This is a genomic window from Acinetobacter sp. S54 (assembly GCF_016624945.1).
Taxonomy (GTDB): domain Bacteria; phylum Pseudomonadota; class Gammaproteobacteria; order Pseudomonadales; family Moraxellaceae; genus Acinetobacter.
In genome coordinates this window covers 28887-49430 of record NZ_JACVUI010000007.1, presented here as the reverse complement: position 1 = coordinate 49430, position 20544 = coordinate 28887, and the positions used below count along the sequence as shown (strand labels likewise).

14 protein-coding genes and 1 CRISPR repeat array (1 of these 15 cut by a window edge) are annotated in these 20544 nt (G+C 38.8%); of the genes, 13 read left to right on the top strand and 1 reads right to left on the bottom strand.

Translation table 11 applies throughout. From position 1 onward, the window contains the following. Window positions 1-77: 77 nt before the first annotated feature. The 7 genes from IAE20_RS11335 to IAE20_RS11305 all read left to right on the top strand — a co-directional run bounded on the left by IAE20_RS11335 (window position 78) and on the right by IAE20_RS11305 (window position 7725). Complete coding sequence (locus IAE20_RS11335; protein ID WP_200482104.1) at window positions 78-1733, top strand: BCCT family transporter; 1656 nt, start codon at window positions 78-80, stop codon at window positions 1731-1733. Further along, the gene (locus IAE20_RS11330; protein ID WP_200482075.1) at window positions 1730-2683 is read left to right on the top strand and encodes an alpha/beta hydrolase; all 954 of its coding nucleotides are present in this window, start codon (window positions 1730-1732) and stop codon (window positions 2681-2683) included. The genes IAE20_RS11335 and IAE20_RS11330 overlap by 4 nt, the downstream gene beginning before the upstream one ends. A 63-nt stretch (window positions 2684-2746) precedes the next feature. Further along, window positions 2747-3862 (top strand): carnitine monooxygenase subunit alpha, encoded by a 1116-nt coding sequence (gene cntA / locus IAE20_RS11325; RefSeq protein WP_200482074.1) that lies wholly within the window; start codon window positions 2747-2749, stop codon window positions 3860-3862. A gap of 77 nt (window positions 3863-3939) precedes the next feature. Then, complete coding sequence (locus IAE20_RS11320) at window positions 3940-5391, top strand: NAD-dependent succinate-semialdehyde dehydrogenase (protein WP_200482073.1); 1452 nt, start codon at window positions 3940-3942, stop codon at window positions 5389-5391. Between the two features lie 99 nt (window positions 5392-5490). After that, window positions 5491-6447, top strand: coding sequence for a carnitine monooxygenase, reductase subunit CntB (gene cntB, locus IAE20_RS11315; protein WP_200482072.1), 957 nt, complete (start codon window positions 5491-5493; stop codon window positions 6445-6447). Between the two features lie 247 nt (window positions 6448-6694). Continuing rightward, the gene (locus tag IAE20_RS11310; RefSeq protein WP_200482071.1) at window positions 6695-7102 is read left to right on the top strand and encodes a GFA family protein; all 408 of its coding nucleotides are present in this window, start codon (window positions 6695-6697) and stop codon (window positions 7100-7102) included. Between the two features lie 278 nt (window positions 7103-7380). Continuing rightward, on the top strand, window positions 7381-7725 hold the full coding sequence (locus IAE20_RS11305; RefSeq protein ID WP_200482070.1) for a hypothetical protein: 345 nt from the start codon (window positions 7381-7383) through the stop codon (window positions 7723-7725). Window positions 7726-7801: 76 nt separating this feature from the next. Here the strand turns inward: IAE20_RS11305 and IAE20_RS11300 are convergent, their stop codons facing one another. Then, window positions 7802-9631, bottom strand: coding sequence for a monovalent cation:proton antiporter-2 (CPA2) family protein (locus IAE20_RS11300; RefSeq protein ID WP_200482069.1), 1830 nt, complete (start codon window positions 9629-9631; stop codon window positions 7802-7804). A gap of 283 nt (window positions 9632-9914) precedes the next feature. On the opposite strand from IAE20_RS11300, the gene cas1f reads away from it, so the two are divergent. The 6 genes from cas1f (at window position 9915) to cas6f (ending at window position 18692) form a co-directional block, all read left to right on the top strand. Next, window positions 9915-10877, top strand: coding sequence for a type I-F CRISPR-associated endonuclease Cas1f (gene cas1f, locus IAE20_RS11295; protein ID WP_200482068.1), 963 nt, complete (start codon window positions 9915-9917; stop codon window positions 10875-10877). Then, window positions 10877-14383, top strand: coding sequence for a type I-F CRISPR-associated helicase Cas3f (gene cas3f, locus IAE20_RS11290; RefSeq protein WP_200482067.1), 3507 nt, complete (start codon window positions 10877-10879; stop codon window positions 14381-14383). Before cas1f ends, cas3f begins: the two co-directional genes overlap by 1 nt. 204 nt (window positions 14384-14587) lie before the next feature. Beyond that, window positions 14588-15928: a type I-F CRISPR-associated protein Csy1 gene (gene csy1, locus IAE20_RS11285; protein WP_200460852.1), complete on the top strand. Its 1341-nt coding sequence runs from the start codon at window positions 14588-14590 to the stop codon at window positions 15926-15928. Beyond that, a complete protein-coding gene (gene csy2 / locus IAE20_RS11280) occupies window positions 15929-17035 on the top strand; it encodes a type I-F CRISPR-associated protein Csy2 (protein WP_200482066.1) in 1107 nt (368 codons plus the stop codon). A 2-nt stretch (window positions 17036-17037) separates the two neighbouring features. Further along, window positions 17038-18084 carry a type I-F CRISPR-associated protein Csy3 gene (gene csy3 / locus IAE20_RS11275; RefSeq protein WP_200482065.1) on the top strand — a complete coding sequence of 349 codons (1047 nt, stop codon included), beginning with the start codon at window positions 17038-17040 and terminating at the stop codon, window positions 18082-18084. Next, the gene (cas6f, locus tag IAE20_RS11270; protein ID WP_200460849.1) at window positions 18084-18692 is read left to right on the top strand and encodes a type I-F CRISPR-associated endoribonuclease Cas6/Csy4; all 609 of its coding nucleotides are present in this window, start codon (window positions 18084-18086) and stop codon (window positions 18690-18692) included. The genes csy3 and cas6f overlap by 1 nt, the downstream gene beginning before the upstream one ends. A gap of 132 nt (window positions 18693-18824) precedes the next feature. Continuing rightward, window positions 18825-20544: direct repeats of the CRISPR family, unit length 28 nt; unit sequence GTTCATGACGGCATACGTCATTTAGAAA (it continues 3832 nt past the right edge of the window).

Genomic DNA, 20544 nt, shown 5'->3' with positions numbered 1-20544 from the left:
TTTTGTTCATTCTTTTCCACATACTGACAGTGATAGGCATGTTTTAGAGACTTCCACTACTATCCGAGATGGATTGAATAGATATGGATAATCAAATTACAAAACCTTATACAGATAAGACGCTTGCGATCACCAGTTTAGCCGTTGTATTTATCTCGGTGACTGGTCTGGCAATTTACTCATCTGAATCAATACGGTTGGCAGCAAAGTGGATGCAGTGGACAACCTCTGTATTTACTACACCTGTACTTTTATTTACTTTTTTATCAATTATTTTTACTTTTGCTTTGGCATTTAGTAAATATGGCAAAATCAAGCTCGGTGAAGGTAAACCCGAATACAGTACCATGTCATGGATTTTTATGTTCATTTTATCGGGAATTGGTTCTTCGACCTTGTACTGGGGCTTTTTAGACTGGGCTTATTATTACCAAACCCCAGGTTTAAATTTAGCCCCAGAATCGGCAGAGGCACTGAAATACAGTGTGGCTTATTCATTCTTCCACTCTGGCTTAAGTGCATGGTCAATCTATGCCTTGGCATCGATTTCACTATGCTATAGCTATCATGTCAGAAAGAACAAAGGCTTAAGTCTGGCTTCGATGATTGAAGCAGTGACTGGCTTTAAAGCAACCGGCCCAGTCGGACGCTTGGTTGATCTGATGTTCTTGCTGTGTATGTTTGGCGCCCTCACCATTTCACTGGTTTTAACTGCTGTGACATTTACCAATATTTTGTCGCAGTTGACTGGTATTCCAAATACTTTTATGACCAAAGTGATTGTCATTTTAGCTGTGTCAATCTTATTCGCGCTCAGCTCTTATGTGGGTATGGACAAAGGGATGCAACGTTTAAGCCATATGGTGTGCTTGGGCGTAGTGTTGTTTGCAATCTATGTGCTGTGTTTTGGGCCAACCCAATTCATTATGAATAACTCATTGATGAGTTTCGGTTTGATGGCGACTAATTTTGTGGATATGAGCTTATTTACAGACCCAATGGGTGACGGAAAATTCACACGTGAATGGACCGTGTTCTATTGGTTATGGTGGATTTCTTATGCACCTGGGGTGGCTTTATTCGTAACGCGTGTGTCTAAAGGGCGAACCATTAAAGAAGTGATTCTTGCCATGGTTATTGGTGGTAGCGTTGGTTTATGGGTCATTTTTGGAATATTTGAAAATTACAGTGTTTATAGTTTTATTCACGGTATGGTTAATGTCCCACAAGTCTTAACTCAGCAAGGTGGTGAAGTGGCGATTGGTCAACTGCTTGGTTTATTGCCCGCAGGTAAACTAATGATGTGGCTATTTCTTGGCATTATGGTGATTTTCCTTGCAGCACATATGGACGCAGTGGGTTATGCGGTATCTGCAACGTGTACCCGGGGTTTACGAGAAGGGCAGGATCCGTCTCCAAATGCACGTTTATTTTGGTGTGTAATGTTAACGCTGGTCCCGATTGCGATGATTTTCTCTAAAGCGCCTTTAGATACCATGAAAACCGCAACAATCGTGACCGCCTTACCTTTTATTTTGATCATTCTGGTGCAGACCTATGGTTTAGTGAAATGGCTCATTGAAGACTATTCCAAGATTCCATCGCATTTGATTGAGCAAAAAAGCTTTAGCGAATTGGAAGCACTTGATCATACTGACTCACATCAGCAGATGCATATTGATATTGCTGCAACTCAAATTGCGAATAAAGTCAGCCAAAAGGAATTGTCATGACTCTACAACCGAACATATACGATGAGCTAAGTGAAGAAATGCAAAGTCTGGTGTACTGGAGCAGTATTTATTCGCCAGCAGATAGTGATATTGATTCAATTCGTGCAGCTTACGATGCAATGTGCTTGCACTACACTTTACCACGCGATGGTACGGTCAAGATTGAAGATAAAACGATTGCAAATGTCGCTCATCCCGTCAATGTTCGGTTGTATACGCCATTAGGTAGTGCCCCAGCAACAGGTTGGCCATGTGTGTTGTATATACATGGTGGCGGATGGATGGTGGGCAATTTAGATTCTCATGAGTTTATTACCCGTTATTTATGCCGTGATCTCAATGTTGCAGTGTTGAGTGTGGATTATCGCTTAGTGCCAGAACATCATTTTCCAGCTGCTTATGAAGATTGTGAAACGGTGTACCAATGGTTACAACAGTTTGGAACCGACTGGAATATTAATCCGGCACAAATTGTTTTAGCGGGTGATAGCGCAGGCGGTAATTTAGCCGCTGCACTGGCTGTTCAACTCCAACATACAGGCGCTCAGGCATGTGGTATGGCCTTAATTTATCCGTGTTTGAGTAGCAGTTTTGATACGGCAGCGTGTCAACAACATGCGGAAGCACCGTTGCTAACGCTCAATGATATGCAGTATTACCTGAAAGAATATGCACCGAATAAAAGTGACTGGCAGGATTTACGGTTATCACCACTCATGGCGCAGGATTTTTCTGATATGCCAAGTAGTTTTGTTGCGGTCGCTGAATACGATCCATTGTGTGATGACGGGCGTATTTTTGTAGAGAAATTAAAGCAAGCCAATATTGTAGCTGAGTTTTATCTCGGTAAAGGATTACTGCATGGCAGTTTACGTTTAGTACGTGATTGTCCTGTAGTGCAAGATTTATATCAGCATATGCTGAGTTCGATAAAGCAAATGTTCACGTGATCTGAACATCCGCCAATTTTGATAAAACAGTCTCAGGACAAAAGAGTTTAATGGAGTAAAACCATGAATGCAGTTGAAAAATTACCCGAAGATTTCTGTTCAAATCCAGATGTAGCCTGGACATTTCCAAAAGTATTTTATACGTCTTCTCAAGTTTATGAGCTTGAAAAAGAAGAAATTTTTGCAAAAAGCTGGATTTGCGTGGCACATGGCAGTGAAGTTGCCCAAGCCAATGACTATATTACCCGTAAAGTGATTGGTGAAAACATTATCGTGATTCGCGGTAAAGATAGCGTTTTACGTGCGTTTTACAATGTCTGCCCGCATCGAGGTCATGAGTTGTTAAGTGGCAGCGGCAAAGCGAAGAATGTGATTACCTGTCCGTATCATGCATGGACGTTTAAGCTGGATGGTAGTTTGGCATTAGCACGTAACTGTGATCATGTGGAGTCTTTTGACAAGCAAAACTCAAGTATGGTGCCATTAAAAGTTGAAGAATATGGTGGTTTCGTCTTTATCAATATGGACGAAAATGCCACTTGCGTTGAAGATCAATTGCCTGAATTTGCACAAAAACTCAATGAAGCTTGTGCGGTAATCAAAGACTTGAAATTGGCGGCACGTTTTGTCACTGAAACTCCTGCCAACTGGAAAGTGATTGTAGATAACTATTTAGAATGTTATCACTGTGGCCCAGCACATCCTGGTTTCGCAGACTCTGTACAAGTGGATAAATACTGGCACACCACTCATCAGAACTGGACGCTGCAATATGGTTATGCACGTTCTTCAGAGAAATCATTTAAGCTTGATCCCTCTGTTAAAGATCCAACCTTTAGTGGTTTTTGGACGTGGCCTTGTACCATGTTTAACGTACCGCCGGGTGCAAATTTTATGACTGTAATTTATGAGTTCCCGATGGATGCGGAAACGACTTTGCAACATTACGATATTTTCTTTACCAATGAAGAATTGACCCAAGACCAGAAAGATTTGATTGAATGGTATCGCAATGTATTTCGTCCTGAAGACCTTGAACTGGTTGAAAGTGTACAACGTGGCTTGAAATCACGTGGTTATCGCGGTCAAGGCCGGATCATGACTGATAAGCAACGTTCAGGAATTAGTGAACATGGTATTGCCTATTTCCAGAATCTTGTGGCGCAACATCACAAATAATTTTGTGCCAGATATCAGTCAATTTAAAGGTATGGCGAATAGCGTCATACCTTGCTTTCAATCGATAGGAACATGACATGTCAAGTTTGCAAGCAAGTCCGTTATTTCAACAACAAGGATGGGTCAATGGTCAATGGATCAATGCCCACTCCAATGCCACCATTCCTGTGACCAACCCTGCAACTGGCGAAGAAATTGGTTTAATTCCAAATATGGGTGCAGCAGAAGCAACCGAAGCGGTTGAGGTGGCGTATCAGGCGTTAGCCACATGGAAAGGATTGACTGCACAAAAACGTGCAGACCTTTTACTGGCTTGGTACCAGTTAGTTCTAGCGCATGCCGATGAATTGGCGCGTATTATGACCATTGAACAGGGTAAGCCTTTAACGGAAGCACTAGGCGAAGTGAAATATGCGGCTTCGTTTATTCAATGGTTTGCCGAAGAAGGCAAACGCGTGTATGGCGATGTGATTCCAACCACAAATAGCCAACAACGTTTTATTGTCACTAAAGAACCGGTGGGGGTTGTAGCGGCAATTACGCCGTGGAACTTTCCGATTGCCATGATTACACGTAAAGCTGCGCCTGCTTTGGCTGCTGGCTGTACCATTGTAATCAAACCTGCCAATGAAACACCGTATTGTGCGCTTGCGATTGCTAAATTGGCTGAAATGGCAGGTATTCCAGCAGGTGTCATTAATGTAGTTACAGGTAAATCGCAAGAGATTGGTGCAATATTTACCAGTCATGAAAAAGTAAAAAAACTGACTTTTACAGGTTCTACACCAGTCGGTCGTTTATTGATGCAGCAATGTTCAGACACCATTAAAAAGTTAGCTCTGGAACTGGGTGGTAACGCGCCGTTGATTATATTTGATGATGCGGATTTGGATAAAGCAGTACAGGGCGCGATCTTTGCCAAGTTCCGTAATGCTGGGCAAACCTGTGTCTGTGCCAATCGAATTTACGTACATGACAAGATTTATCAAGCGTTTACTGAGAAATTTGTTCAAGAAGTACAGAAATTTAAAATCGGGAATGGGCTTGAGGCTAATGTACAAATTGGGCCATTAATCAATGAAAAAGCCGTATTAAAAGCGCAACAGTTAATTGACGATGCCTGTAGCAAAGGCGCCCAAATAGCATGTGGAGGTAAACAGCATCCACTTGGCCAGACTTTTTTTGAACCTACAGTTTTAACTGAGGTGAATCGAAATATGGAAATTGTTCAAGAAGAAATTTTTGGGCCAGTGGCACCCTTGATTCGTTTTACAGATGAAACGGATGTCGTGACACAAGCCAATGACACCATCTTCGGTTTAGCAGCATATGTCTATAGCGAAAACATTTCACGAATTTGGCGCGTCGCTGAAAAGCTTGAATATGGCATGGTCGGGATGAATTCAACTGCGATTTCTAATGAGGTGGTGCCCTTTGGTGGCGTTAAGCAGTCGGGTGTTGGTCGTGAAGGATCTAAATACGGTTTAGAAGAATTCATGACCATTAAATACATGTGTTTAGGATTATAGCAATAATGCTTATGGGGCTGTCAGCGGTGACAGCCTCACATGCGAGTTTAAAAATAGAACATGCTTAGATGAGCAGAATGCGGTAAAGAGGATTTAGACATGGCTAGTCATTATGAAATGTTTCCATCAGTGGTCACACGTGTAGAGCAACTTACGCCCCTGATCAAACGCTTTACATTTAAACGTCAGGACGGACAAAATTTCCCTCAATTCAATGGTGGCAGTCATATTATTGTGAAAATGAATGATCAACTGTCCAATGCTTATTCACTGATGAGCTGCGCTCAAGATCTTACAACGTATCAGGTCTGTGTTCGTAAAGATATTGATGGCAAAGGCGGGTCTGTCTTTATGCATGATCAATGTAGCGAAGGTTGTGAGATTCTGATTTCTGAACCCAAAAATCTATTCCCGTTGGCGGAAGATGGTGAGAAACATATTCTAATTGCAGGAGGAATTGGTATTACTCCGTTTGTACCGCAAATGGGGGAACTGACTGCACGTGGTGCAGAATTTGAATTGCACTATGCTTATCGTTCTCCCGAACATGCAGCCCTCTTGCAAGAATTAGAACAAAAACACGCGGAACACATTTTTAGCTATGTCGATTCAGATGGAAAATACCTTGATCTGGATCAATTGATTGGCGCTCAACCGAAAGGAACACATGTGTATGTGTGTGGACCAAAACCAATGATTGATGCTGTGATTGAGCGCTGTAATTTTTATCGTTATCGTGATGAATATATTCACTGGGAACAGTTTGCCTCAGCTATGCCTGAAGATGGTGAAGCATTTACCGTGGTGTTGGCAAAATCCAATCAGGAAGTTGAAGTTCAGGGCAATCAAACCATTTTACAAGCAATTGAAGCTTTCAATATTGATGTTGAATGTTTATGTCGTGAAGGAGTCTGTGGCACTTGTGAAACTATGATTCTGGAAGGTGAAGCAGAACATTTTGATCAATATCTAAGCGATGATGAAAAGGCATCACAGCAATCGATGATGATCTGTGTGTCACGTGCTAAAGGCAAGAAGTTAGTATTGGATTTATAAGTTTTATGGAACTGAAATGGTACGTTCTTCAGGAAAGATAATGATAGAATAAATCTGTAATTTAATATGAAAATAATTTGTCTAAGGTTATTTTAATTAAAGAAATTAAAATCTGTCAGGTATATACATCTTTATAATTTAAACAGTTTAAAGTATACCTGACTTTAAAAATTAAATTTTATGTTGGTTGAGCTTTTGGATTTATGCGATATCTTTATTAAATTATTGGTCATTAAAAGGTGAAAAAATGTTTACAGCATCTTGTTTATGTGAGGGTATTCAATTAAGACTATTGGCTCCTTTAAATCCGATTTATATATGTCATTGTAAACAGTGTCAAAAGGCACAAGGCGCTGCATTTGCTGCGATTACTCAGGTTGAAATCAAGGATATGCAAGTCGTAAAAGGAGAAAATCTTTTACAGTCTTATTTTGCAACGCCAAATAAAAAACGCGTATTCTGTAAACAATGTGGTTCACCAGTTTATAGTGCACATCTGGATAAACCAGATGTAGTGCGTTTACGGGCAGGACTTATTAATGAACCCGTGGATGTGAATGTTGTTTCCCATGCGTACGTTAATTCCAAAGCTTTTTGGCATGTGATTGGTGATCAGGCTCCGCAATATCCTGAAGCTTTACCCCCTATAAATTAAAATGAAAACACATCTGTTTATATTTTAAATTAATCAGCATCAAGCTATAGAAATATTATTTTTAACATTTAAGAGAATATTGCTAAATTTATTCTGAAGAATATATATTCAGAGTGTTTATTATTAAGACGTATCTATTTTCATTCATTGGTACGGTATTATTTATTGGTAATAAGCTATGTAACATTTACTATCAATGCTGTTAAATCTTGTGTGTATTACTATCTCTTTACCCAGTTCCATTTCATGATAGTTTGACAAAACAAGTTGAGGTGTTTATGAAACAGCAAACAGATCAGACTTCAATTCTTTTAAAAGTGCTATTGATTATATTTAGCATGATTGCTGGAATGACCCATGCCAGTTCAGAGCAGGCATGGAAACAACATGATCAAGCGGTTAAAACTGCCTGTGTCAAAGCCAGTGGTTTGAAAAATGCCAAAGCAGTCAGCGATATTATGCTATTTGATGACCGTGTAGGTTATTCGGCTTTAGTGCTGGAAGGAAATTACCCTCAAACTCATATGAAAAATAAAAAAGGACGAGAACTTTGTCTATATCAACGTCAACAGAAGAAAGCTGTAGTCACAACAGCAGATGGCCTTTTAAGTAGCAAAAAATAAAGCCGAATGACTTCAGCTTAAGTAATTGATCGGAAATATGAGCTTCAACGTGCTCATAATTTTAAATAGTTTTTTGCTATTTTGTTTCAGAGGTTTCTGACTCATTTAAAAGTTGGCTATGAGTTTTTGGTTTGACTAAAGGTGAAGTTGGACGAGGATGACGTTCAGTATTTGAAAATTGGAAACCTATACCTGCTTCTACATCATCCGCTGCAATTTCAGTTTCAAAGCGCTCTTTATCCAGTTCACGTATTTCTTTGGTGATACTCCGAATTTCGTCACTATCAACGCCTAAAGCATTCAGTGTTGCACCGCCAAATAAAAGAGCGGACTCGAAGGTTTCACGAATTTGATAATCTACATCCTGTTTTACCAAAGACAATGAATGTTCACGGTCATAAGAACGTACTAAAAGTTTTGCCAAAGGAAACTCATGTTTTACCAATTCCACAATTTTATTTGTAATATCTTTATTATCAACGCAAACCATTATCGCTTGAGCGTTAGCAGCACCAGAGGCGCGTAAAATGTCCAGACGTGTACCATCACCATAATAAATTTTAAAACCAAATTTGGTGGCATTTTGAATCATGTTGATATCAGTATCAATCAGAGTGACATCGACTCCACGTGCCAGTAAAAGCTGACTGGCAACTTGTCCAAAGCGGCCAAAACCAATAAGTAATACATTTCCATGCAAATCATTGGCGAGTTCCACATTATCAAGTGAGGTCATTTTATTTGGTCGAATTAAACGATTCATCACAATACCCAGTAATGGGGTGAAAATCATGGATAACACTACAATTGCTGTCAGATTGGATTTAATGGTTTCATCAATAACTTGTGCGCTTGCCGCTGCTGTAAAAAGCACAAATGCAAATTCGCCCCCTTGTGCCATGATCACAGCACGATCTAAAGCCGTAGCATGTGAGCTTTTAGTTAAGCGTGCTACCACGTATATTAGAATTGCTTTAGTTAACATTAACGCAATAACGCTGCCTAAAATGAGAAGCCAATTGTTTTGTACAACTGATAAATTCAGCGACATACCCACGCTAAGAAAAAATAACCCTAATAAAATGCCGCGAAAGGGTTCGATATCGGCTTCAATCTGATGACGAAAGGTTGACTGAGAAAGTAAAACACCCGCAAGAAATGCACCCATGGCCATAGATAAACCTGTGGTTTGCATTAGTAATGCTGCGCCTAATACAATGAGTAATGTGGCAGCGGTCATGACCTCCCGTGCTTTGGCTGCAGCCAATATTTTAAAAAGCGGATTAAGTAACCAGCACCCGGCTGCAACTAATCCTGCGATTGCGGCAAGTCCAATACCAATATCTTTAAGACGATCTGGCGTGCTTTCTACTACTTGATTCGGTGACATAAATGCCACGATAGCGAGCAATGGAACAATCAGTAAATCTTCAAACAATAAAATAGCAACGATCTTTTTACCATTGGGTTGGCTTAAATCACCACGGTCTCCCAGCACTTGCATAACGATTGCAGTGGAAGTAAGTACAAATCCAGCTGCACTAATAAAAGCAATCTGCCATGGAAAACCGTAGAGCAGACCTATACCAGTTAGACCTATAATACAAAAAGTGATTTGCAAGGTACCTAAACCAAAAATATCACGTCGCATATTCCATAAATGTGACGGCTGCATCTCCATGCCAATAATAAAGAGATACATCACAATACCAAGTTCAGCGATATGTAAAATAGAAGCAGGATCATGAATAAATGCGAATCCAAACGGCCCAATTATTAAACCCGCAATCAGATAGCCAAGTATTGAACCTAGTCCGAGTTTTTTAAAAAGCGGAACGGCGATCACGGCCGCGGCGAGTAAAATAACGGGACTCAGCAGTCCAAGAGAGTGCGCTTCTGCTGCCATAAACTATGCTCAAAAAATGGATTGTTCCAAAGTAGGAATCATTATTGTTGAATAATATGACGTAAATCATAACAAGTTATTTAGATATTTATCCATTTAAGTGGGGGCACTCTGATTTTATACACTGTTATTTAATTTTTATAAGTTCATAGACATTTTAAACAACTCCATGATTAAACTGAATCTTTAGCGACAATATACGTCGCTAAAAAGCATTTAATTTATAAAAACACCTAAATACTTATGATAAATTCGAAATCATTAAAAAAATGATTTGATAAAAATGGAACAACTTAATCCTTCTGATTTAAAAGCAATTCTTCATTCTAAACGTGCGAATTTATATTACCTTGAGCATTGCAGAGTCATGCAAAAAGATGGTCGAGTTCTTTATCTGACTGAGGCTAAAAATGAAAATCAATATTGGAATATCCCCATTGCCAATACCACCGTAATTTTATTGGGCACAGGAACATCCATCACACAGGCAGCGATGCGAATGTTGTGTAGTGCAGGGGTTTTGGTTGGTTTTTGTGGTGGCGGGGGAGCACCATTATTTGCAGGTAGTGAAGTGGAATGGCTCACACCACAAAGTGAATATCGCCCAACCGAGTACATGCAAGGCTGGATGAGTTTCTGGTTTGATGAAGCCAAACGTTTGCAAGTTGCTAAAGCTTTTCAACATGCTCGCATTGAGTATATCCGTAGAATTTGGGCTAAAGATAAGGATATAAAAGATGAAGGTTTTTATCTGGATGATGCAGATATTAGTCAAGCTTTAAATGGTTTTGAAAAGAAAATTCCACATCAAACCAAAGTTGGTGATTTACTACTTGCTGAAGCAATGACCACCAAACAGCTTTATAAAATTGCTGCCACTCGTTGCAAACTCAGTTTTGAGCGAAATCCTGAACAGGGAGATTTAGCCAATGATTTCCTTAATCATGGGAATTATCTCGCATATGGTTTAAGTGCAACCACGCTTTGGGTATTAGGTATTTCACACAGTTTTGCAGTGATGCATGGAAAAACCCGACGTGGTGCATTGGTCTTTGATGTCGCGGATTTGATTAAAGATGCTGTGGTTCTACCTTGGGCATTTATTTGTGCTAAAGAGGGGGCAACCGAGCAGGAGTTCCGCCAACAACTCCTACAAAAGTTCACGGATTATCGTTGTTTGGATTGGATGTTTGAACAAGTGAAATTACAGGCATCTAAAAGCTTTCCAAGTTCGGAGAGTGAATAATGATTGTCACCTTTATTTCTCAATGTGAAAAGAAAGCCATTCCTCGAACTCGCCGTGTGTTGGATGCATTTGCAGAGCGTATAGGTGATAACACGTGGCAAACCATTATAACTGAAGACGGTTTGTTGGCGGTTAAAAAGCTACTTAGAAAAACAGTCACTAAAAATACTGCGGTTAGTTGTCATTGGATACGTGGCCGTCGTAGAAGTGAGTTGATGTGGATTGTAGGAAATCGAAATAAATTTAATGAGCAAGGGATTGTGCCTGTCAATCGGACAGCTAGGCCAATTAAATTGGACTATAATGATACCAATTGGCACACAGCTCCACTGATTGCTGTACTAAGTCGGATAGCTGCAATGTTTCATGATTTTGGCAAGATCAATCCATTTTTTGCCAAGAAAATTGCCAATGCAAAATATAATAAAAAGCCGATTGCTGATCCATTTAGGCATGAATGGATTTCTTTAAGATTATTTGAAGCGTTTGTAAAATCATGTGATCATAATGATGAATTATGGATTGAAAAATTAATTAAAATTTCACCTGAAAATGATGATTATGTGTGGTTGGAAAAGATGATTCAGGATTCTCCTGATCAACCACAGCATGGATCACTATTTCAGGGATTACCAGAACTTGCCAAGCTAATTGCATGGTTGATTGTTTCACATCATCGCTTACCAATTCCTAATGATATATTAAGTAAAGATAAAAATAGCGATAAAAATTATACAGTTTCCAAGTTTGGAACAGTATTGGATGACTTGAATTTTAAGTGGTGTTATCCCAAAAAATACGATGCTGATGATCAAAATCAAAAAAAAGAGATTCAGCAATGCTGGAAAATAAAAGCAGAACATATTCCTTTTAACAGCCATACATGGTGTAAAGAAATCAATAGCTGTGCAATAAAGCTTCTACAACTGCATAAAGCATATCCAACAACTAATTTGTCTGATCCTTACCTAAGTCATGTTTCCCGTTTGGTCTTAATGTTATCTGACCATTATTATTCGAGTTGTGAACCAACTGCCAAATGGCATGATCCGAAATATCCATGTTATGCCAATACAGATCGATTGGGTGATTTAAAACAGCCCTTAGATGATCATTTGATTGGTGTAAGTCAATCCGCCAGACAACTCATGGGTGCTTTAACTCGTTTAAATGAATTATTTAATCGTTTGCCAAAACAAAAAGTTTTAGAAAGAAAAACCAGTAATTCTTATTATAAATGGCAGGACAAATCTTATCAGGAGGCGTGTAGCATTCAGAAAAACTATCCAAATCATGGATTTTTCGGTGTTAATTTAGCTTCCACTGGCCGAGGTAAAACCTTGGCGAATACTCGAATTATGTATGGTTTGGCTGATCCTGAAAAAGGTGCTCGTTTTAATATTGCGTTAGGTTTAAGAACTTTAACCTTACAAACAGGCAAGGCATTACGACAAAAATTAAATCTGGATGATACTGATTTAGCCATTATGGTGGGAGGCGGCGCGGTTAAAGAAATATTTGAACAATATAGCCATGCAGGTTCGGAGCAATTACTTCAGGATACAGAAAACCTTGATCCCAGAGAAAACCTCAAATTAGCCAAAATGATGGGATCAGAATCTTTAAGTGGATTATTTGAGCCTGATTTAAACGTTGATTTTGAAGATTCCGAACTGGATTTTGAGGGAATTTTAAGTCACGATCATTTGTTTACCAAATGGCTTAAAGGCAATCATCAGGTTAAGAAAATGCTGATGAGTCCAATCTTGTGTTGTACTATCGATCATTTAATTCCTGCCACTGAAAGTACACGAGGCGGCCGACAAATTGCCCCAATGCTGCGGCTGATGTCTTCTGATTTAATCTTGGATGAGCCAGATGATTTTTCACCAGATGATTATTATGCGCTTACTCGATTAGTTTATTGGTCAGGCCTATTAGGGAGTCGGGTGTTATTATCCTCCGCGACCTTAACTCCTGCTGAAATTAATGGTTTATATCTGGCCTATAGTTCTGGTCGAAAATTCTATAATTTGCATCGTACCCAAGCCAACCAGCCGATTATTGCAGCATGGTTTGATGAAAATGAGAAAAGTATTTGTCACCAAGTCATTCCATGTGATGGCACAGTCACAAACTCGGAGGCTAATCCTGTATTTGAAAAAGCGCATCGGCAATTTACAAAAAAACGAGTGGCTTATTTAAATGAACTTGCAAAAGTCACACAAAGACGTAGTTTAGAATGGGTGGGGTTGCCTAGACAAATCCCTACGACTGAAAAGTGGCACGAGATTTTTACTCAGCATATTTTAGATACAAGTCTGAAAGCCCATCAGTTAAATGCGATTACTGATCCACAAACACATAAACAATATAGTGTGGGCTTAGTGCGTTTTGCCAATATCGATCCATTGGCAACTGTTGCTCAACAGTTATTAAAACAAAAAATTGATGTCGACACTCGTATCCATTTATGTGTATATCATTCCCGTTTTCCATTGTTGATTCGAGCTAATATTGAAAAATATCTGGATGAAATTTTAGATCGCAATAATGGTAAGCAACCGCATGATCACCATCTAGTTCAAGGCTGGTTGCAGAAATATCCTGAACAAAAACACATTATTTTGGTATTAGCTTCACCTGTCTGTGAAGTAGGGAGAGACCATGATTATGACTGGATGATCATTGAACCTTCTTCAATGCGTTCGATTATTCAAGCTTCTGGTCGAGCAAGACGGCATCGAATAGAACCCTATACACAGCCAAATGTCTTTATTATGGAAACCAATATCCGTCATTTTAGACATCCTCAACAAACCTGTTTCTCACGTCCTGGTTTTGAAGCAGAGGGATTTAAGTTTCATCCAGCTCGGCATTTTTTGAGAGGAAATGATGATACAAAAAATGCAGGTTTAATGGATATTAAACATTTTAAACAACTAGATTCAATCGCTCGTCTGACTCAATCACCTGCAAATTATCTTAAACAGTTTTATGAAAAATCGGGCTATCCACGTTTAGCCGATTTAGAACATGATCGTATGCATCATATTTTGTTGGGGAATGGTATTTGTCCTGACATGCGTTCTACTGATGTGTCCCCAATCAAGTTTCCTGCCTATAGTTTTTGGAATACACCGATTCACTACACAGGAATTTTGCAAACTTTAAGCCGTTTTAGGCAGTCACAGGCTGAATTTTTTACTGCTTTAAGAGCAGAGAATGAAGAACAAGCTTTAAAGCTGTATCAATATAATGAAAAAACAGGAAATTGGTTGTTGGTTGAAAGTTTGGTTAGACGAATTGAATTAGTCAATAATCCTCAAATTCATTGTTGGCCGAATCAGAAGACTGAAATGGCGCTTCAAAAATATTTAGATATGGCATCGGTAGAGCGAGGTTGGTCTGAAAATTGTTCTCGCTATTTAAGTCTAAACTTACCCAAATTGGCAGACCAAAAGAAATGGCTTTATCACGATTGGTTAGGATTTATAAGGGAGTAAACCTTATAAATCCTTTAACTCTAAGTTACCTGTGCGGTAAATAAAAGTGATTAACATTTAAATATTTCTAAACTATTGATGCAATAGCTTATGAACTTTAATCAATTTTGCTTGTTGAAGCAAAATAAAGCTGTTAAATTGAAGAATATAAAATTTAAATTAGATTTACAATTAAATAGGTTTAAAATTATAATGAGAGTACAAATGATACCCGAAATAGACGCGAGTGAAAATTCTTCACCACCAACCATTCGAGCCGTGATTGAGCAATACATTCAAAGCCGTTTAAATGAAAAGTTGGAGAAGCTAAAACAAGATGACTTTACTGAACGTGAAAAGCTATTTGAAAAATATCAATCTGAAACGTGGTTAGACGATGCCAGTTTACGGGTGAGTCAAATTCGACTTGCAACACATACTCCTAAACAGCATCACCCAAGTTCGAAAGCGTCGGCAATGTTTTATGCAGGACAGAACAAAACCCATGATTTCGTTGGTTCGCAAGGACTTCAACTTGAAGCTGATGTGATTGGGAATGCTGCTGTTCTGGATGTATTTAAGCTATTACGTCAAAAGTTTAACGGAATTTCATTGCTTGAACGTTTATTAAAAGCGGATCAAGACTTTATTGCTGCACTTTCAAATAATGTTGAACAGGCAGAAATTCGTTATCAACGATTTTTGGCATTTAGTAGAATTCCATCGGAATTAAATGCAGGTCGACTTTCCAAACAGGTTTATTTTCCTGTGAATCAGGATAACTATCATATCTTGGTAATTTTATATCCAAGTGCGTTGGTACATCGCGTTTATCAGCAAATTTCACATGATCGTTTTGGAGAGCAAAATAAGGTTTTACGTGAAGCTCGCTTTAAGGGTTTGCATCAGACACAGGAAAGTCGAGAATATCCAAACTTATTGGTTCAAAATTACGGAGGGAGTAAGCCCCAGAATATTTCACAACTGAATAGCGATCGGCGTGGTTCAATGTGGTTATTGCCATCATTACCACCTGTTTGGCAAGGGCTGATAGTGGAGTTACCAAAATCTGGTTCGGTATTTACAGGCTATTTAAGCAATCGTAAAGATGTAAAACCGATTTTAAAGTCTATCATTCATATGTATCGATATGAATATGGTCAAAATAATGTCGAGTTTCGCCATAGGCGAGATGAATTAGTCGATCAGCTTGTGGATTGTGTCATTGATATGAGCTTTGAGCTGCAACAAAGTGCAAATTCAGGTTGGACACTTCAACCAAGTCGTCAATTTAGTCAAGCAGAAAGTTTTTGGTTAGATCGTGGTTATCGAGAGGAACTTTTTGATAAAGAAGATTTGGACACGTTGACAGATGAAGAAAAAGAGTGGTTAGAGGCTTATCGTGATCGAGATTGGCATACCGAGGTTGGTTCTAACTTTGGAGGGTGGCTAAATAAAATTTTAACCACTAAAGGTAAGTTAGCAGATCTAGATGATCATGAAGCTCGAGTATGGTCAATTGCATTACGGGATAAGTTGCGACTGATGAAAGAGGAGTTTGCCTAAATGAGTTACTCCTATCCGAAAGCATTATATCTGGTACGTTTACAAGTTGAAAATGCCTCGATTATTAGTAGCCATTTGACGTGGGGTTTTCCTGCACCCAGTGCATTTACAGGGTTTGCCCATGCACTACAACGTAAACTAAATACGATTGAACAATATCGGGATATTGAGTGTTGTGGTGTTGGGATTCTGTGTCATCAATTTACACCCCAAGTCACAAAAAGCAGTGATTATCGATATTCGCCCTATCAACTTAATCTTGCTCGACATCCATTAGAGTCAGATGGTTCAACACCTGCGATGGTAGAAGAGGGAAAAGGGCATTTTGAGGTGACATTAGTCATTGGTTTAAGTGGTGAGGATGTAGAGCAACATTTATCTGCCAATGATAATGAGTTAAATCTGTTAACCCAAAACCTGATAAAGCAGATCAATCAATTCATTTATGGTATGCGTTTGGCTGGTGGAGCAGTTTTTCCTCATCGACGAGTAAAACCTAAATTGATGAATTGGTCACTGTCTGATGCTGTAGCTAAAACTAAAAAGTTGCGTCATTGGTTATTGCCAGGTTTTGCATTATTGCACCGACATGAAGTATTGCTTACCCATCAAAAATGGTTAGGCCAACAAGAAACTTATTTTGATACTCAAGGACATGAACCTAATGTCTTAGATACTTTACTGGATATTAGTCGCCTGAATCTTGCGAGTACAGAACAAGCGCAATCAGGTTCTGAAGAAGAGCCTAAAGGAGTTTGGCAGGTACGTCCTCGTCCTGAGCATTTAAAAGGATGGTTAGTGCCGATTCCAATCGGTTATGCGGCTTTAATAGACTTGCAAGAAAAAGGTGTCATTTCCGGCTTACGAGATCACAAATATCCTGCAACTTTTGTTGAAACTTTATTGAGTTTGGGGGAATGGCAAAGTCCTCATCGAATTAATGACTTAACCGAAATTTTATGGACGTATAACCCTGAGCCTAAAGTGGGTGTATACGAGCTAATTCAACCATTTTCACCAAAATTAAACATCCAATTATTGTCAAATGACTTAGAAGAACAATCATTTGAGTTTGATGAACCCGACTTAGAAGAACAGGAAGATTAATCATGGCTAAAGCTCCAGCAGCAAAAATTAAAACTGCATCAGTATTATCATTTAACCGTCATTTAGACCCATCGGATGGACGTATGACCGCAGTGAATTGGAATGATATTCAACAAGGTGCAGGTACAGCGACAATTCAAATTCAGGAGAAATCAGTACGAGGCACAATTTCAAATCGCCCTAAAAATGCCAAAGAAATTGATCCTGCCTATATTAATGCAGCAGTCGAAAAAGCAAACTTACAAACAGTTGATATTGCAGCATTACCACAAGGTAAAGATACCGTTGCTGTTACATTTACCTTACGTGTTTTACCGAATGTGGGACAACCCTCTGCCTGTAATGATGAAAGCTTTGCAGAGCGCCTTGAAGCAGTAACTTCAGGGTATAAAACTGAATCACAGTTTAAGGAGCTTGCTGGGCGTTATGCTGTAAATCTGGCAAATGGACGTTTCTTATGGCGAAACCGTATCGGTGCAGAAAATGTTACTGTGACCGTTGAACGTATTGTTGATGGCAAGCCAAGTACAAAATTAAATTTTGATGCTCTGGCTAATCGTTTAAATGAGGCTAAAGTCCATTCAGAACAAGAACAATCGTTAGCGCAACTTTCTAGCTGGATTCAGTCAGGCTTAACTGGTGATGAGCATGTATTATTGCATGTTACAGGTTTTGCCCGTTTAGGAGAGGGACAAGAGGTGTATCCCTCTCAAGAGTTAATTTTGGATACAGGGAATACCAAAGGCAAAAAAAGTAAAACGCTTTACAAAATTAAAGATAAAGATGCAGGAATCCACTCACAAAAAATTGGTAATGCACTACGCACTATCGATACATGGTATCCAGATGCAACCAAGCCGATTGCGGTTGAACCCTATGGTTCAGTGACTTCGGAAGGGAAAGCGTATCGTCAGCCAAAAGAAGGGAAAGATTTCTATAGCTTGTTTGATGGCTGGGTGAATGCAGGTAAAGTGCCTGAAATTGAGCAGCAGCATTATGTAATGTCTGTATTAGTACGTGGCGGTGTCTTTGGTGAGAGTGATAAATAATGCAATATTATATTGAGCTTACACTTTTACCTGATGAAGATACTTCTGCGTATTTTCTTTGGTCAAAAGTTTATACCCAATTACATATTGCTTTTGTTGAACATATTGACGCTCAGGAAAAGATACCTTTTGGTGTATCTTTTCCACAGTATCGTATTAATCAGCAAAAACAAACAGGTTTTTTGGGTAATAAAATCCGTATTTTTGCCAATACAGAAAACGAGTTACAGCAATTGAATCTAGAGAGCTGGCTAGAACGATTGGTTGATTATGTGCATATTAAAAGACTAAGTGAAGTTCCAAAAGATATTAAAAGTTATGCATATTATTACCGTGTGAATCCGAAAATGGATTTAGATACACGAATTGCTCATCAAGCACGACGCCGTAATATTTCTTTAAGTGAAGCAAAACAACATTTTAAGGAATATGTTGATCAGCCTGTGACTGAGCCTTATGTGAGTTTAAAAAGTCTCAGTGCTAAACGAGAGGAAAATATAGATCGATTTTATAGGTTATACATTGGTAAATCTTTTGCTGATGAAGCAAAAGCTGGAAAATTTGGAACATATGGATTAAGCCGAATGGCAGCAGTTCCAGAGTTTTAACCCAATATTTTTTCTACTCTTTAACAGTTTAATAAAATCAATAAGTTACAGTAGGTCGTTTTTTGATTGGGTAAATTGCCTGAATCTAAGATAAACGCCTGTTGTAACTTGTTTTTTTGCTTTATTATTACTGTTCATGACGGCATACGTCATTTAGAAAGTGAAAGGGCGATAACCCTCTCACTAAATATTGTTCATGACGGCATACGTCATTTAGAAAAACGAGCAGAGGAAATTCCTCATCAAGTGTTTGTTCATGACGGCATACGTCATTTAGAAATTATTGGTCCGCATTCAAAACGCTTCCGATTTGTTCATGACGGCATACGTCATTTAGAAAGTATGCAATCGGCTCAGGACAAGAAAAATACTGTTCATGACGGCATACGTCATTTAGAAAAATAAAAGGAGATTCTTATTTTACAGGTTTATGTTCATGACGGCATACGTCATTTAGAAAAAATGAAATCCACTTATTAATGGTTTGCATAAGTTCATGACGGCATACGTCATTTAGAAAATTAAATGGCGAGATCAGTGTTACACGTCTTGGGTTCATGACGGCATACGTCATTTAGAAAGCAAACTGGATATTGAAAGGCGGCCTAGAGAAGTTCATGACGGCATACGTCATTTAGAAAACATTTCGCGGCCATACTTGTGCTCACGATCCGTTCATGACGGCATACGTCATTTAGAAATCAGCAAAATCGGGTTCAAATTGCTTGATCTGGTTCATGACGGCATACGTCATTTAGAAATGACCAAGTTCATTCGGTGGGTGTGCAAACACGTTCATGACGGCATACGTCATTTAGAAAAATAAAGGCATTAAACCTGTTGAATGTCGTCTGTTCATGACGGCATACGTCATTTAGAAAAAACAAGCTGCATTGCGTATTTATCTACTGACGTTCATGACGGCATACGTCATTTAGAAAATTTCAGGAACATGCACTTTATGCGATTCCTTGTTCATGACGGCATACGTCATTTAGAAATTATCACGTCTGCTAAACGTCCAAAACTGACAGTTCATGACGGCATACGTCATTTAGAAAATATTAAAAAACAAATAGAAAATAAGAGAAACGTTCATGACGGCATACGTCATTTAGAAATGTGCTTAATAAGTTTAGCGAAAGAAATAGCAGTTCATGACGGCATACGTCATTTAGAAATAGACAATCCGATCCATCTTGTCTTAATTCCTGTTCATGACGGCATACGTCATTTAGAAATTGAGGGTGCAATCGTCTCTCCTGACTGGGCTGTTCATGACGGCATACGTCATTTAGAAACAGATGTTGGTTACCCGATAAACGTTATTCAAGTTCATGACGGCATACGTCATTTAGAAATTTATTGTCTTTAGCAAATAAATCCTGTTCCCGTTCATGACGGCATACGTCATTTAGAAAACAAGAAAAAAAGGCGAAGCCTGCTGAAACTTGTTCATGACGGCATACGTCATTTAGAAAAGTCAAACGGCTTTTCTGTAGTCGATTGAATTGTTCATGACGGCATACGTCATTTAGAAAGTCACTTCATAGCTAATCTTTTTTTGTATATCGTTCATGACGGCATACGTCATTTAGAAACGTGAAAGTACACATAATATTTTTACCAGACTGTTCATGACGGCATACGTCATTTAGAAATTAGCGTTTTAGTGCTTTAATGCACATTTTTAGTTCATGACGGCATACGTCATTTAGAAATCCAGATTCTTCAATTGATGATGCATGTTCAAGTTCATGACGGCATACGTCATTTAGAAAAATGCGAATGCTGCTACTGGTATTGATGTAACGTTCATGACGGCATACGTCATTTAGAAAACCGAGTCGCA